The organism is Streptomyces sp. NPDC007905 (assembly GCF_042959345.1).
Taxonomy (GTDB): domain Bacteria; phylum Actinomycetota; class Actinomycetes; order Streptomycetales; family Streptomycetaceae; genus Streptomyces.
Genome location: NZ_JBIBKS010000011.1, coordinates 171,489 through 186,226, shown reverse-complemented (window position 1 = coordinate 186,226; position 14,738 = coordinate 171,489). Strand labels below are relative to the sequence as shown.

Sequence of the window (14,738 nt, the reverse complement as noted above, 5' to 3'; positions counted from 1 at the left end):
AGGACCTCGCACCAGGTCCCTAGAGCCGCGCCCTCTTCAACGCCATGTGCAGCAGCAGCCGGTCCTCGCCGTCGTCCAGGTCCAGGCCCGTCAGCTGCTCCACACGGGACAGCCGGTAGTACAGCGTCTGCCGGTGGATGCCCAGTCCGGCGGCCGTGCGGCCGGCCTGGCCCGCGCAGTCGAGGTACACCTCGGCGGTGCGGGCCAGTTCCTGGTGGGCGGGGGAGAGGAGCGGGCCGACCGCCGGGTCGTGGGCGGCCCGCGGGGGCAGCGCTGTCAGCAGCCGGTACGGCCCGATGCGCCCCCACTCGGCGACGGGCCCGAGCCGCGGCTCGGCCAGCGCGGCACGTGCCGCGGCGGCGGCCTCCTGCCAGACCTCACCCAGCCCGGCGAGTCCGGTGCGGGGCTCCCCGACCCCGGCGGCGGCCCCCCGCCCCGGCCTGCCCCCGCAGGCGCGTGCCCCGGCCCCCGGCGTCTCCTTCAGCAGCCGCGAGGCCGCCGTCAGCGCCGGCGCCGCCACATCCGTCGAGCGCAGCCGCACCAGCACCGCCAGGCTCTGCGCCGCGGCCCCCCACGGAACCGTGCACAGCGCCGTGGCGTGCGGGACCGTGCGGGCGGACGGGGCCTCGTCCGGGTCGGCGGACGGCCAGGGAGCCACACAGACCAGCGTGTGGGGGCCGTCCGCGCGCGACCCCAGGGCGGTGCGCAGTTCGGCCACCGCCATGTCCTGCTGCCAGCCGGGCTCCGCCGTCAGCACCGCCCGCAGCTCCCGGCTCAGACCGGCACCCGCCTGCGCCTCGTCGGCCAGCAGCGCGCCGATCCGGCCCGTCACCTGCATGGCGGCGGCCAGCTGCGCGTCCGTCGGACCCGGATCGTCGTCCAGGAGCCAGACATAGCCGAGAACCACACCCCGGTGGCGCACCGGCAGGCAGATGCGGCCCCGGTAGACACCGGCCTCCGGGGTCGGCGGGATCCGCACCGGTCCCGTGGCGCGCGTAATGCCGAAGCCCTCGAACCACGCCCGTACCGCCGCCGTGGAACGCCGGGTCAGGATCGAGCGGGTGCGCACCGGGTCCAGCGCCGAGGGGTCCAGGTCGCCCTCACTGTCGTACGCACCGAAGGCGATCAGCTCGAAGTCCCGGTTCTCCAGGGTCGCGGGCGCGCCCAGCAGCTCCGAGATCTCGTCGACCAGTTCCTGGTAGTCACCCTTGTAATCGGTCGCCACCCGGGCATTCTCCCGCATTCTCCGGCGCCTTCATACACTTGTCTGAGATCCCGTGCACGGATGCGTGACAGCTGTCGATGGCCGACGATCGGAGAGTTCCTTAGGTTTCACGGTGGTTCTCCGTGCCGTACCCGAATCGTCGGGTGGCGGCCGTTCGGTGCTTGTCTGTGGAGGTGCCCCGTGCTGGGTCCCGTGATTCTCGCCGCGTCGCGCAGCGACCGGATGCGACGCCTGATCTCGGCGGCCCCGGTGACCAAGCAGGTCGTCGACCGCTTCATCCCCGGCGAGACCGTGGCCGACATCGTCCCGGTCATCAAGGACCTGACGGCCCGGGGCCTGGAGCTGACGATGGACGTCGTCGGCGAGGACATCACCACCCCCGAGCAGGCCGCCGCCGCCCGGGACGCCTACCTGGAGCTGGTCGGCCGGCTCAAGGACCTCGATCTCGGCGAGAAGGTCGAGATGTCCGTCAAGCTGTCGATGTTCGGCCAGTCCCTCCCCGGCGGCCACGAGCTGGCCCTCGCCAACGTCCGGCCGGTCGTCGAGGCCGCCGCCGCCATCGGGACGACCGTCACGCTCGACGCCGAGGACCACACCACCCTGGACTCGATGTTCGCCATCCACGAGGAGCTGCGGAAGGACTTCCCGCAGACCGGCTGCGTCATCCAGGCCTACCTCTTCCGCACCGAGGCCGACGCCCGCCGCCTCGCCGCGGCCGGCAGCCGGGTGCGCCTCGTGAAGGGTGCCTACAAGGAGCCCGCCGAGGTCGCCTACCAGCAGAAGCGCGAGATCGACAAGGCCTACGTGCGCATCCTGAAGACGCTGATGGAGGGCGAGGGTTATCCGATGATCGGGTCCCACGACCCGCGCCTGATCGCCATCGCCCAGGAGCTGGCCCACCAGGCCGGGCGCAAACTGGACGAGTACGAGTTCCAGATGCTCTACGGCATCCGCGGCGAGGAGCACCTGCGGCTGGCCGCCGAGGGCCACCGCATGCGCGTCTACACCGCCTACGGCACCGACTGGTACGGCTACTTCATGCGCCGCCTCGCGGAGAAGCCGGCCAACCTGCGCTTCTTCGTCCGCAGCATGATCACCAAGGGCTGAACCACACCGCTCAGTAAGGAGTTACGGAACCCATGGACGCTGTGACCCAGGTCCCCACCCCCGTCAACGAGCCGGTGCACGGCTACGCCCCCGGCTCGCCCGAGCGCCTGCGCCTGGAGGCCAAGCTCAAGGAGCTGGCCGAGAACCCGATCGACCTGCCGATGACCATCGGCGGGGAGAAGCGGATGGGCGGCGGCGAGCCGTTCCAGGTGGTCCAGCCGCACAACCACAAGGCCGTCATCGGCACCCTGCGCAACGCCACCCAGCAGGACGCGCGGGACGCCATCGACGCGGCCCTGGCCGCCGCGCCGGCCTGGCGCGCGATGTCCTTCGACGACCGCGCCGCGATCATCCTGCGCGCCGCCGAGCTGCTGGCCGGCCCGTGGCGCGAGACCATCGCCGCCTCCACCATGCTCGGCCAGTCCAAGACCGCCCAGCAGGCCGAGATCGACACGCCCTGCGAGCTGGTCGACTTCTGGCGCTTCAATGTCCACTACGCCCGCCAGATCCTCGCCGAGCAGCCCCCGGCGAACTCCCCGGGCGTGTGGAACCGGCTCGACCACCGCCCGCTGGAGGGCTTCGTCTATGCGATCACGCCGTTCAACTTCTCGGCGATCGCGGGCAACCTGCCCACCGCCCCGGCGCTGATGGGCAACGTCGTCGTCTGGAAGCCGTCCCCGACCCAGACCCATGCGGCCGTCCTCCTCATGCAGCTGCTGGAGGAGGCGGGCCTGCCCAAGGGCGTCATCAACCTCGTCACCGGCGACGGCATCGAGGTCTCCGAGGTCGCCCTTGAGCACCGGGACCTCGCGGGCATCCACTTCACCGGCTCGACCAAGACCTTCCAGTACCTGTGGAAGACGGTCGGCAACAACATCGAGAAGTACCGCTCCTACCCGCGTCTGGTCGGCGAGACCGGCGGCAAGGACTTCCTCGTCGCCCACCCGAGCGCCGACCGCGCGATCCTGAAGACCGCCCTCACCCGGGGCGCCTTCGAGTACCAGGGCCAGAAGTGCAGCGCGACCTCCCGCGCCTACATTCCGGCCTCCATCTGGAACTCGGGCTTCAAGGAGGAGTTCGCGGCCGAGGTCGACCACCTGACCATGGGTGACGTCACGGACCTGTCGAACTTCATCGGCGCCGTGATCGACGACCGTGCCTTCGCCAAGAACAAGGCGGCCATCGACCGCGCCAAGCAGGACCCGACCTGCACGATCGTCGCGGGCGGCAGCTACGACGACTCGGTCGGCTACTTCGTCCGCCCGACCGTCATCGAGTCCACCGACCCGGAGAACGAGGTCTTCCGCACCGAGTACTTCGGCCCGGTCCTCGGTGTGTACGTCTACGAGGACGACAAGTACGACGAGATGCTGACCCAGATGGAGTCGGTCTCCGACTACGCCCTGACCGGCTCGGTCATCTCCAACGACCGCGCCGCGGCCGCCTACACGATGGAGAAGCTCCGCTACGCGGCGGGCAACTTCTACATCAACGACAAGTCGACCGGCGCCGTCGTCGGCCAGCAGCCCTTCGGCGGCGGCCGCGCCTCCGGCACCAACGACAAGGCCGGCGCCCCGCAGAACCTCCTGCGCTGGACCCTGACCCGTGCGATCAAGGAGACGCTGGTCCCGCCGACCGACTACGCCTACCCGCACATGGGCTGACAGCTCTCCCCCGAGTGACGGGCCGGGAATCCTGACATCCGAACAGGCTTCCCGGCCCGTTTCCCGTCCGGCACCGGCCCTCTCAGCCGTGCACGGTCCACTGTCGGGCGGTGCGCAGCCGTACGCCGCCTGCACCACCCTCGACCTGCCCGACCGGATCACCGGGCGGCGCCCGCGACATCCGGCCCCGCACCGCCGTCGACTCCCTCGCCGGGGCCCTGCCCCGGGTGCGCCGGGTGGTCCTGCCGGACGCCGGGCACCTGCCGCGGGTGGAGGACCCCGAAGGCATCCGGAAAGCGGTGGCGGGCGCGCTCTAGCCTGACGACATGACCCTCCGTCTCCGCACCGCCCACACCGCCGACCTCGACCCCGCCGACCTCCGCGCCGTCCGCGCACTCCTGGACGAGGCGTTCGACGGGGACTTCGGCGACCAGGACTGGGACCACGGCCTCGGCGGCATGCACGCCCTCGTCCACGACGGTGCCGGGCTCGCCGCGCACGGCTCGGTCGTGATGCGGCGGATACGCCACCGGGGGCGCTGGCTGCGCACCGGATACGTGGAGGCCGTCGCCGTGCGGGCCGATGTGCGCCGCAGCGGGCTGGGCGGCCGGGTGATGGCGGAGCTGGAGCGGATGGTCGACCGGGCCTACGAACTCGGCGCGCTCTCCGCGAGCGAGGACGGCGCCCCGTTGTACACGGCCGGGGCTGGCAGCGGTGGAGCGGGCAGGTGCACGCCCTCTCGCCCGACGGGATCGTGCGGCTGCCGGAGGAGGAGGGGGGCGTGTATGTGCGGCCCGGGCTCGCCTGGGTGCTCGACCCCGGTCACGAGCTGGTCTTCGACTGGCGGGACGGAGACCTCACCTGAGTGATACGTCAGGCAGCGTGGACCAGAATCTTCCCCGTGCTGCCGTCGCGCAGCACCGGCAGGGACGCCTCCACGACCCGCTCGAACCCGTCCGCGACCGTCTCATCCGGCGCCGGCGCCCTGCTGCGCAGATGCGGTACGGCGAAGTCGTACAACTCCTCCTGCCTGGATCCCGGCCCCGCGGGCGAGGTCGCCGCCGGGCGGCCCGACCTGGGCCGGCCCTCTCCCTCACTGCCGGCACCGTCCACAGGCCGCCACAACCGCCGTTCGGGCCCTTGTCCGGGAGCTGCGATCACTCCGTCCGCGTACGACGAATCCGCAGGTCAGGGTGGTGTGACGGGATCCTCCGTCTCAGATAGTAGGAAGTCCGAGTAATTGTGCAGACAGGCGCGGCCCGCTCCCTTAGTTTTGTAGGAGCCGAACGTCTCGCTCGATCCAGCGAATGGCGGTCGTGAGCCGGGCCTGAGCAGGCAACCCCTGCGGCCGGTGCTCCCCGCCCCTCCGGCGTCTCGTAACCCCTCATTGCGCACGTCACGTGTGTCGAAGGAGTCGATTCCCATGGCCGAGACGACCGTCCGCCGCCGAGCCCGCCACGTGTCCCGCACGAGCGAGTCCGACCGCAAGAACGCCGCCGCCGCCCTCCAGCGCGCCCTCGACCGCCGCGACAACGGCGGCGAGACCGGCCACTGAGCCGCCACTGATCCGGGAGCCGCGCCCGCACGGGGTGCGGCGCGGCCTCACCGGCCGCGCCGCACCAGGTGGGGGAAGTTTCCACGGGGCTCCAACACCCGTGCCGCGTACGGGTGGACGCCGGCCGACGGAATGGCGGCCGCCCGCCCTCCGAGTGTCCGCATGGCGGACAGGGCATGTCATCCCCTGGGACGAGGAGTAGGGTGCCGGCATGTCTCGCAGCATCAATCTCGCAGTGATCCCCGGTGACGGCATCGGCCAGGAAGTCGTGGCCGAGGGTCTGAAGGTCCTCTCCGCCGTCCTGCCGCAGGATGTGAAGCTGGAGACCAAGGAGTACGACTTCGGGGCCAAGCGCTACCACACCACCGGTGAGACCCTCACCGAGGCCGACCTCGACGCGCTCAAGCAGCACGACGCCATCCTGCTCGGCGCGATCGGCGACCCGTCCGTGCCGTCCGGCGTCCTGGAGCGCGGCTTCCTGCTCAAGCTCCGCTTCGCCTTCGACCACCACGTCAATCTGCGCCCGTCGAAGCTGCTCCCGGGTGTTGCCACCCCGCTCGCCGGTCAGCCCGAGATCGACTTCGTCGTCGTCCGCGAGGGCACCGAGGGCCCGTACACGGGCAACGGCGGCACCATCCGCAAGGGCACCCCGCAGGAGGTCGCCACCGAGGTCTCCGTCAACACGGCCTACGGTGTCGAGCGTGTGGTCCGCGACGCCTTCGAGCGCGCCCAGGCCCGACCGCGCAAGAAGCTCACGCTGGTCCACAAGAACAACGTGCTGACCTTCGCCGGGCACCTGTGGACGAACGTCTTCAACCAGGTGGCCAAGGAGTACCCCGAGGTCACCACCGACTACGTCCACGTCGACGCGGCGACCATCTACCTGGTCACCGACCCGGCCCGGTTCGACGTCATCGTCACCGACAACCTCTTCGGCGACATCATCACCGACCTCGCCGCGGCCGTCTCCGGCGGCATCGGCGTGGCCGCCTCCGGCAACATCAACCCCAGCCGGGAGTTCCCGTCCATGTTCGAGCCGGTCCACGGCTCGGCCCCGGACATCGCCGGTCAGGGCAAGGCCGACCCGACCGCCACGGTCCTGTCCGTCGCCCTGCTGCTGCGCCACCTGGGCCACGAGGCCGAGGCCGACCGCATCGACACCGCGGTCGCCGCCGACCTCACCGAGCGCGTCGGCAAGCCCGCCCGCAGCACCTCGGAGATCGGCGACGCCCTCGTCGTACGAGTAGCCGGCTGACCCATCCCCACCGCCTGAAGGGCGTGGGGGACGGCCCCCACGGCTACGCCCAAGCCGCCGGGTCGCATCCGCACCCGGCGGCTTTTCCTATGCGGTCGCCCGGTGCCACCATCATCCCCGGGCCGCTTTCACCCCGATTCCTTCGCCGAAAGACGCCCGCGCGATAATCGAACGCGGAGCCGCGGTATGAGGGAATGCTCGGACGTCCTAGCACTGGCGACTGGCAGTATGGGCGTGAGCGCGGCCCGTCACCACAACCGGTGCTGCATTTCCGGGGGACAACCCCCGGACCCCCGGCCGAAAGACCGCAGCTGCCCCGAACTACGCCAGGAAGAGAAGGACCCTCGCTCATGACGACGCCCACGATCGAGCTCAAGCCCTCCGCCCACCCGCTCGCCGCCGCGGAGCGGGAGGCGATCCTGGCCGGCCCCGGATTCGGCCGCCACTTCACCGACCACATGGTGACGATCAAGTGGACCGAGGGCCGCGGGTGGCACGACGGCCAGCTCGTTCCGTACGCGCCGATCCCCCTCGACCCGGCCACCAACGTCCTGCACTACGCCCAGGAGATCTTCGAGGGCCTGAAGGCCTACCGCCAGCCCGACGGCTCGGTCGCCACCTTCCGCCCGGACCAGAACGCCAGGCGCTTCCAGCGCTCCGCGCGGCGTCTCGCCATGCCGGAGCTGCCGATCGAGACGTTCGTCGAGGCGTGCGACGTCCTGGTCCAGCAGGACAAGGACTGGGTGCCCGCGCACGGCGGCGAGGAGTCCCTCTACCTGCGCCCGTTCATGATCGCCACCGAGGTGGGGCTGGGCGTCAAGCCCGCCAACGAGTACCTGTTCATCGTCATCGCCTCGCCGGCCGGCGCCTACTTCCCGGGCGGCGTGAAGCCGGTGTCGATCTGGGTCTCCGAGGACCGTGTCCGTGCCGTCCCCGGCGGCATGGGCGACGCGAAGACCGGCGGCAACTACGCCGCCTCCCTGCTCGCCCAGGCCGAGGCGGCCGCCAAGGGCTGCGACCAGGTGTGCTACCTCGACGCCGTGGAGCACAAGTGGGTCGAGGAACTCGGCGGCATGAACCTGTACTTCGTCTACGGCGACAAGATCATCACGCCCACACTGACCGGCTCCATCCTGGAGGGCGTCACCCGTGACTCCCTGCTGGCCGTCGCCCGCGACCTCGGCTACGAGTCCGAGGAGGGCCGCGTCAGCGTCGAGCAATGGCAGCGCGACTCCGAGAACGGCACGCTCACCGAGGTCTTCGCCTGCGGCACCGCGGCCGTGATCACCCCGGTCGGCACCGTCAAGCGGGCCGGTGCCGAGTGGCAGCAGTCCGGCGGCGAGCCCGGCAAGGTCACGCTTCGCCTGCGCCAGGCCCTCCTCGACCTCCAGCGCGGCACCGCCGAGGACAAGCACGGCTGGATGCACAGGATCGGCTGACGCTCGACCGACAGGCTCAGGGCCGCCCCGGACTTCGTGTCCGCGGCGGCCCTCGCGCGTTCCGGGGTGAGTGTCAGCAGCAGGTACACCGCTCCGCCGGCGGCGCCCGACAGCGGGAAGCTGCAGTCCACCCAGCCGGTCAGGGGCAGCAGCGGACCCTCGTATCGACACCGCGCAGTTCCCTCGGCATGGCTGGTCTCCTTCGACAGCCGCCTTCTTCATTTGAGCGACGTTCAATGTGGTATGAACTGCGAGCTTGGTCAAAGCTTCTGTTTGATGGAGAGCAGGTTTAGAGTGATGTTCTAACGCATGGAAGGCAAGGAGGTGTCGCGTCGTGCGACTCACCCCCACGGAACGTGACCGGCTGCTGCTCTTCGGAGCCGCCGAGCTGGCTCGGGCCCGCCGGGCGCGCGGCCTCAGGCTGAACGTGCCGGAGGCGACCGCGCTGATCGCGGACACCGTCTGCGAGGCCGCGCGGGACGGCAGGCGGCTCGCGGAGGCCATCGAGGCGGCCCGGTCGGTCCTCGGTCCCGAGGACGTGCTGCCGGGGGTCGCCGACGTCGTCACCGAGGTGATGGTCGAGGCCGTCTTCGACGACGGCTCCCGGCTCGCGGTGGTCTCCGACCCCATCGGCGCCGGCTCGGGCGAGGAGGGTCCGGGCGCGCTGCTGCCGGGCCCCGGGCACACCGAGCCAGAGCCGGCCGTCCGGCTCACCGTCACCAACACCGCGTCCGTGCCGGTCTCCGTCACCTCCCACTTCCACTTCTTCGAGGCCAACCCGCGGCTGGACTTCGTGCGGGAGAAGGCCTACGGCATGCGGCTCGCCGTACCCGCCGGGTCCTCGGTGCGGTTCGGGCCGGGGGAGAGCGAAGAGGTCGGTCTGGTGCCGATCGGCGGCGAGCGGATCGCGATCGGCTTCGCCGGTCTGGTCGACGGGCCGCTGGACGCGCCGGGAGCCCGGGAGGAAGCGCTGCGCAGGGCCGCCGCCTGCGGATACCTGGGAGTCACCCCGCAGGCCACGCCGGACGTCACGCCGGAAGGAGGCGAGTGATGAGCCGCTCGAAGGGACGCGAGGTGAGCCGGTCGACGCACATCGACGCGCACGCCTACGCCGCCACCCACGGCCCCCGGGCCGGTGACCGCGTCCGGCTCGGTGACTCGGGTCTGGTGATCCGGGTCGAGTCGGACGCCCAGAAGTACGGCGACGAGTTCCTCGCCGGATTCGGCAAGACCGCCCGCGACGGGCTGCACCTGAAGGCCGCCGCCGTCCGCGCGACCTGTGACGTCGTGATCAGCAACGTCGTCGTGATCGACGCGGCGCAGGGCATCCGCAAGGTGTCCATCGGCATCCGCGAGGGACGCATCTGCGCCATCGGCCGGGCCGGGAACCCCGACACCCTGGACGGGGTCGACGTCGTCGTCGGCACGGGTACGTCCATCGTGTCCGGCGAGGGGCTGATCGCCACGGCCGGTGCCGTCGACACCCATGTCCACCTGCTGTCGCCGCGGATCATGGAGGCCTCCCTCGCCTCCGGCGTGACCACGATCATCGGCCAGGAGTTCGGCCCGGTGTGGGGCGTCGGCGTCAACTCGCCGTGGGCGCTCAGGCACGCCTTCGACGCCTTCGACGCCTGGCCGGTCAACATCGGCTTCCTGGGCCGGGGTTCGTCCTCCCACAGCGCGCCCCTGATCGAGGCGCTGGCCGAGGGCGGGGCGTCCGGCTTCAAGGTGCACGAGGACATGGGCGCCCACACCCGCGCCCTGGACACGGCCCTGCGTGTCGCCGAGGAGCACGACGTCCAGGTCGCCCTGCACAGCGACGGGCTGAACGAGTGCCTGTCCGTCGAGGACACCCTGCGCGTCCTCGAGGGCCGGACCATCCACGCCTTCCACATCGAGGGCTGCGGCGGCGGACACGTGCCCAACGTGCTCAAGATGGCCGGCGTCCCGAACGTCATCGGGTCCTCCACCAACCCGACCCTGCCCTTCGGCCGGGACGCGGTCGCCGAGCACTACGGCATGATCGTCTCCGTCCACGACCTGAAGCCCGACCTGCCCGGCGACGCCGCCATGGCCCGCGACCGCATCAGGGCCGGCACGATGGGCGCCGAGGACGTGCTGCACGACCTGGGCGCGATCGGCATCACCTCCTCCGACGCCCAGGGCATGGGCCGCGCGGGCGAGACGGTCCGCCGCACCTTCGCCATGGCCGGGAAGATGAAGGCCGAACGGGGCCCGCTGGAGGGCGACGGCGAGGGCGACGACAACGCCCGCGTCCTGCGCTACATGGCCAAGCTGACCATCAACCCGGCCCTCGCCCACGGTCTCGCGCACGAGGTCGGCTCGATCGAGGTCGGCAAGCTCGCCGACATCGTGCTGTGGCGCCCCGAGTACTTCGGCGCCAAACCGCAGCTCGTCCTCAAGTCCGGCTTCCCGGCGTACGGCGTGGTCGGCGACCCCAACGCGGCCACCGACACCTGCGAACCCCTCGTGCTGGGCCCCCAGTTCGGCGCGCACGGCGGCACGCCCGCCGACATCTCGGTCGCCTTCGTCGCCCAGGCCGCCGTGGACCAGGGCAACGACACGATGCCCACGCGCCGCCGCAGGGTCGCCGTGCGCGGCACCCGGGGCATCGGCCCGGCCGACCTGCGCCTGAACGCCCGCATAGGAGCGGTCGACGTCGACCGCCGCACCGGCCTGGTCACCCTCGACGGCGACCCGCTGCGCTCCGAGCCCGCCGACTCCGTCTCCCTCAACCGCCTCTACTTCCTTTAAGGACCCGACACATGACCACCCCCGCCGCCGACGGCTTCCGCATGCCCGCCGAGTGGACCCCGCACGAGCGCACCTGGATGGCGTGGCCGGGCCCCAACCCCACCTTCGACGACCCGGACGACCTCACCGCCTCCCGCATCGCCTGGGCCTCGGTCGCCCGTACGGTCCTGCGCTTCGAGCCGGTGACGGTGGTGTGCGGCCCCGGCCGGTCGGCGGACGCGCAGGTCATGCTCGGCCCTGGCGTCGACATCGTCGAGCGCGACCTGGACGACGCCTGGATGCGGGACATCGGCCCCACCTTCCTCACCAACGGCAAGGGCGAACTGGCAGCCGTGAACTGGACGTTCAACGGCTGGGGGGCCCAGGAGTGGGCCCGCTGGGAGCACGACTCCAAGATCGCCGCGTATGTCTCCGACCTCGCGGGCGCGAAGACGTACGCCTCGAAGCTGGTCAACGAGGGCGGCGCGATCCACGTCGACGGCGAGGGCACGGTCCTGCTGACGGAGACGGTCCAGCTCGGCCCCGAGCGCAACCCGCACTGGACGCGTGAGCAGGTCGAGGCGGAGATCCACGCCCACCTCGGCACCAGCAAGGCGATCTGGCTGCCGCGCGGTCTGACCGGCGACTACCCTCCGCACGGCTTCGGCACCCTCGGCCACGTCGACATCGTCGCCGCCTTCGCCCGCCCCGGGGTCGTCGTCGCCCACCACCAGCCGGACCCGGCGCACCCGGACCACGAGGTCACCAAGGAGGTCATCGGCCTCCTGAGGTCGGCGACCGACGCCCGCGGCCGCGGCCTGGAGGTGGTCGAGGTGCCCGCCCCGACCGCCCTGGAGGCCGACGGCCACTGGGCCGACTACTCCTACATCAACCACTACCTCTGCAACGGCGGGGTCGTGCTGTGCGGCTTCGACGACCCGCGCGACGAGATCGCCGCCGCGATCTTCCGCCGCCTCTTCCCGGAGCGCACGGTCGCCCTGGTGGACGCCCGTACGATCTTCTCCGGTGGTGGTGGCGTCCACTGCATCACCCAGCAGCAGCCGAAGGTCTGACACGTGCAGGAGCAGCAGATGGCCGGTGCGGCCCGTCCGCGCAGGAACGCGCCGCCGCGCGAGGAGGTCCTCGTCGCCGCCATGGACATGATCGCCGAGCGCGGACTGGAGAAGCTCACCATGGCGGGGCTCGGCCGCGAGGTCGGCATGAGCAGCGGCCATCTGCTGTACTACTTCCGCTCCAAGGACGAGCTGCTGCTGCAGACCCTGGAGTGGAGCGAGGGCAGGCTGGGCGCCGAGCGCGGCCGCCTGCTCACCCGCCCGGGATCCGCCGGCGAGCGGCTGGACGCGTACGTCGACCTGTACGTGCCCGACGGCCACCGCGACCCGCACTGGACACTGTGGCTGGAGGTCTGGAACCGCTCGCAGAACGCCGACGACGAGGCTCGCGAGCGGCAGGCCGCCATCGAGGGCGCCTGGCACCGCGACCTGGTCGCCCTGATCGCCGAGGGCGTCTCGCGCGGCGAGTTCCGCCCGGTCGACGCCGACCGCTTCGCCGCGAAGCTGCGTGCGCTGCTCGACGGCTTCTCCATCCACGTCGCCATCGGGCTGCGCGGCACCGACCGCGATCAAGTGCTGGCACATGTACGGGAGTTCATCGGCGACGCGCTTCTTGCCGAGGACGCCTGAACGCCGTTGTGCCTGCGGCCGCGCGCGGCTGCGGCCCCGTCGTGGCTGCGGGCCCGTCGTGGCTGGTCGCGCAGTTCTCCGCGCCCCCAGGGGGTCGCGGTCCCGTCGCCTGCGTGGGCAAAGGACGACCGCATCCTGAGACGGTCGGTGAGCCGGGGGCGGTGCTGTGCCAGACTGCCTCCGTGCTCTCGTTCGCCATGATTATTGGCAGCAGGCGCGCCGGTCCGCAGTGACCACCTCGTACGACCACGTGCGGGTGGCCACCGTCGTCCTCGACCCGCGCGCAGACCTCTCGCACCCGCGAGGGGTTTTTTCGTTTTCCGGCCCACCTGCAGCCGGGAACGGAGCGCGGGGGAGTATTGGGGGGACGGTGGAGCCGGTCATTCCGGTAAGACCGAAGATCCACAATCAGGAGCCTTGAGACCATGACCGAGACGGCAACCAGCGAGCTCGACGACTCGTTCCACGTCTTCGACACGACGCTGCGCGACGGCGCGCAGCGCGAGGGCATCAACCTCACCGTCGCGGACAAGCTCGCCATCGCACGGCACCTGGACGACTTCGGCGTCGGCTTCATCGAGGGCGGCTGGCCCGGCGCGAACCCGCGGGACACCGAGTTCTTCGCCCGCGCCCGGCAGGAGATCGACTTCAAGCACGCCCAGCTGGTCGCCTTCGGCGCCACCCGCCGCGCCGGGGCCAAGGCCGCGGACGACCCGCAGGTCAGGGCGCTGCTGGACTCGGGCGCCCCGGTGATCACACTGGTCGCCAAGTCGCACGACCGGCACGTGGAGCTGGCGCTGCGCACCACGCTGGACGAGAACCTGGAGATGGTCCGGGACACCGTGTCCTACCTGCGTGAGCAGGGCCGCCGGGTGTTCGTGGACTGCGAGCACTTCTTCGACGGCTACCGCGCCAACCCGGAGTACGCGAAGTCGGTCGTCCGTACGGCCTCCCAGGCCGGCGCGGACGTCGTCATCCTCTGCGACACCAACGGCGGCATGCTTCCCGCCCAGGTGCACGCGGTCGTCTCCACGGTCCTCGCCGACACCGGCGCCCGCCTCGGCATCCACGCCCAGGACGACACCGGCTGCGCGGTCGCCAACACGCTGGCGGCGGTGGACGCGGGCGCGACCCATGTGCAGTGCACGGCGAACGGCTACGGCGAACGTGTGGGCAACGCCAACCTCTTTCCCGTCGTGGCGGCTCTGGAACTGAAGTACGGCAAGAAGGTGCTGCCGGACGGCCGCCTGCGCGAGATGACGCGCATCTCACACGCGATCGCCGAGGTCGTCAACCTCACGCCGTCCACCCATCAGCCGTACGTGGGCGTGTCGGCCTTCGCGCACAAGGCGGGTCTGCACGCGTCCGCGATCAAGGTCGACCCGGACCTGTACCAGCACATCGACCCCGAGCTGGTCGGCAACACCATGCGCATGCTGGTCTCCGACATGGCGGGCCGCGCCTCGGTCGAGCTGAAGGGCAAGGAACTGGGCATCGACCTGGGCGGCGACCGGGAGCTGGTCGGCCGCGTGGTCGAGCGGGTGAAGGAACGCGAGCTCAAGGGCTACACCTACGAGGCCGCCGACGCCTCCTTCGAGCTCCTGCTCCGCGCCGAGGTCGAGGGCAGGCCGCTGAAGTACTTCGACGTCGAATCCTGGCGGGCCATCGTCGAGGACCGCCCCGACGGCACCCACGCCAACGAGGCCACGGTCAAGCTGTGGGCCAAGAGCGAGCGGATCGTCGCCACCGCGGAGGGCAACGGCCCGGTCCACGCCCTGGACCGCGCGCTGCGCGTGGCCCTGGAGAAGATCTACCCGCAGCTCGCCAAGCTGGACCTGGTGGACTACAAGGTCCGCATCCTGGAGGGCGTGCACGGCACCTCCTCCACCACCCGGGTGCTGATCTCCACCTCCGACGGGACGGGCGAGTGGTCCACGGTCGGCGTGGCCGAGAACGTCATCGCCGCCTCCTGGCAGGCCCTGGAGGACGCGTACACCTACGGACTGCTGCGGGCCGGGGTCGAGCCGGCGGAGTAA

Annotated in this window: 13 protein-coding genes and 1 pseudogene; 12 read left to right on the top strand and 2 right to left on the bottom strand. The window is 71.3% G+C overall.

Features of this window, described 5'->3' with window-relative positions; all coding sequences use genetic code 11:
* Nucleotides 1-19: 19 nt before the first annotated feature.
* Entirely contained in the window at nt 20-1,243 is a 1,224-nt protein-coding gene (locus ACFZDC_RS21260) for a helix-turn-helix domain-containing protein (protein WP_391325935.1), read from the bottom strand.
* Nucleotides 1,244-1,405: 162 nt separating this feature from the next.
* Here ACFZDC_RS21260 and ACFZDC_RS21255 point away from each other — a divergent pair, with 162 nt between their 5' ends.
* From ACFZDC_RS21255 to ACFZDC_RS21240, 4 genes and pseudogenes are all read left to right on the top strand, one after another.
* Nucleotides 1,406-2,332 carry a proline dehydrogenase family protein gene (locus ACFZDC_RS21255; RefSeq protein ID WP_391325933.1) on the top strand — a complete coding sequence of 309 codons (927 nt, stop codon included), beginning with the start codon at nt 1,406-1,408 and terminating at the stop codon, nt 2,330-2,332.
* A 32-nt stretch (nt 2,333-2,364) separates the two neighbouring features.
* Nucleotides 2,365-3,996, top strand: coding sequence for an L-glutamate gamma-semialdehyde dehydrogenase (gene pruA / locus ACFZDC_RS21250; RefSeq protein ID WP_391325931.1), 1,632 nt, complete (start codon nt 2,365-2,367; stop codon nt 3,994-3,996).
* A 110-nt stretch (nt 3,997-4,106) separates the two neighbouring features.
* Entirely contained in the window at nt 4,107-4,313 is a 207-nt protein-coding gene (locus ACFZDC_RS21245) for an alpha/beta fold hydrolase (RefSeq protein WP_391325929.1), read from the top strand.
* A gap of 9 nt (nt 4,314-4,322) precedes the next feature.
* A pseudogene (locus ACFZDC_RS21240) lies at nt 4,323-4,861 on the top strand (GNAT family N-acetyltransferase).
* An 8-nt stretch (nt 4,862-4,869) separates the two neighbouring features.
* On the opposite strand, the gene ACFZDC_RS21235 reads toward ACFZDC_RS21240, so the two are convergent.
* Nucleotides 4,870-5,016 (bottom strand): hypothetical protein, encoded by a 147-nt coding sequence (locus tag ACFZDC_RS21235; protein ID WP_391325927.1) that lies wholly within the window; start codon nt 5,014-5,016, stop codon nt 4,870-4,872.
* A 403-nt stretch (nt 5,017-5,419) separates the two neighbouring features.
* Between ACFZDC_RS21235 and ACFZDC_RS21230 the strand changes: the two genes are divergently transcribed.
* The 8 genes from ACFZDC_RS21230 to cimA all read left to right on the top strand — a co-directional run bounded on the left by ACFZDC_RS21230 (nt 5,420) and on the right by cimA (nt 14,738).
* Nucleotides 5,420-5,551 (top strand): hypothetical protein, encoded by a 132-nt coding sequence (locus ACFZDC_RS21230; protein ID WP_391325925.1) that lies wholly within the window; start codon nt 5,420-5,422, stop codon nt 5,549-5,551.
* Between the two features lie 211 nt (nt 5,552-5,762).
* Complete coding sequence (locus tag ACFZDC_RS21225; protein WP_391325923.1) at nt 5,763-6,806, top strand: 3-isopropylmalate dehydrogenase; 1,044 nt, start codon at nt 5,763-5,765, stop codon at nt 6,804-6,806.
* A 350-nt stretch (nt 6,807-7,156) separates the two neighbouring features.
* The gene (locus ACFZDC_RS21220; protein ID WP_391325921.1) at nt 7,157-8,245 is read left to right on the top strand and encodes a branched-chain amino acid aminotransferase; all 1,089 of its coding nucleotides are present in this window, start codon (nt 7,157-7,159) and stop codon (nt 8,243-8,245) included.
* Between the two features lie 334 nt (nt 8,246-8,579).
* On the top strand, nt 8,580-9,296 hold the full coding sequence (gene ureA / locus ACFZDC_RS21215; protein WP_391325919.1) for an urease subunit gamma: 717 nt from the start codon (nt 8,580-8,582) through the stop codon (nt 9,294-9,296).
* The gene (locus tag ACFZDC_RS21210) at nt 9,296-11,020 is read left to right on the top strand and encodes an urease subunit alpha (RefSeq protein ID WP_391325918.1); all 1,725 of its coding nucleotides are present in this window, start codon (nt 9,296-9,298) and stop codon (nt 11,018-11,020) included. The genes ureA and ACFZDC_RS21210 overlap by 1 nt, the downstream gene beginning before the upstream one ends.
* 11 nt (nt 11,021-11,031) lie before the next feature.
* Nucleotides 11,032-12,072 carry an agmatine deiminase family protein gene (locus ACFZDC_RS21205; RefSeq protein WP_391325916.1) on the top strand — a complete coding sequence of 347 codons (1,041 nt, stop codon included), beginning with the start codon at nt 11,032-11,034 and terminating at the stop codon, nt 12,070-12,072.
* Between the two features lie 18 nt (nt 12,073-12,090).
* Nucleotides 12,091-12,702 (top strand): TetR family transcriptional regulator C-terminal domain-containing protein, encoded by a 612-nt coding sequence (locus ACFZDC_RS21200; protein WP_391326097.1) that lies wholly within the window; start codon nt 12,091-12,093, stop codon nt 12,700-12,702.
* Between the two features lie 425 nt (nt 12,703-13,127).
* Nucleotides 13,128-14,738, top strand: a complete 1,611-nt coding sequence (gene cimA, locus ACFZDC_RS21195; protein WP_391325914.1) for a citramalate synthase — start codon at nt 13,128-13,130, stop codon at nt 14,736-14,738.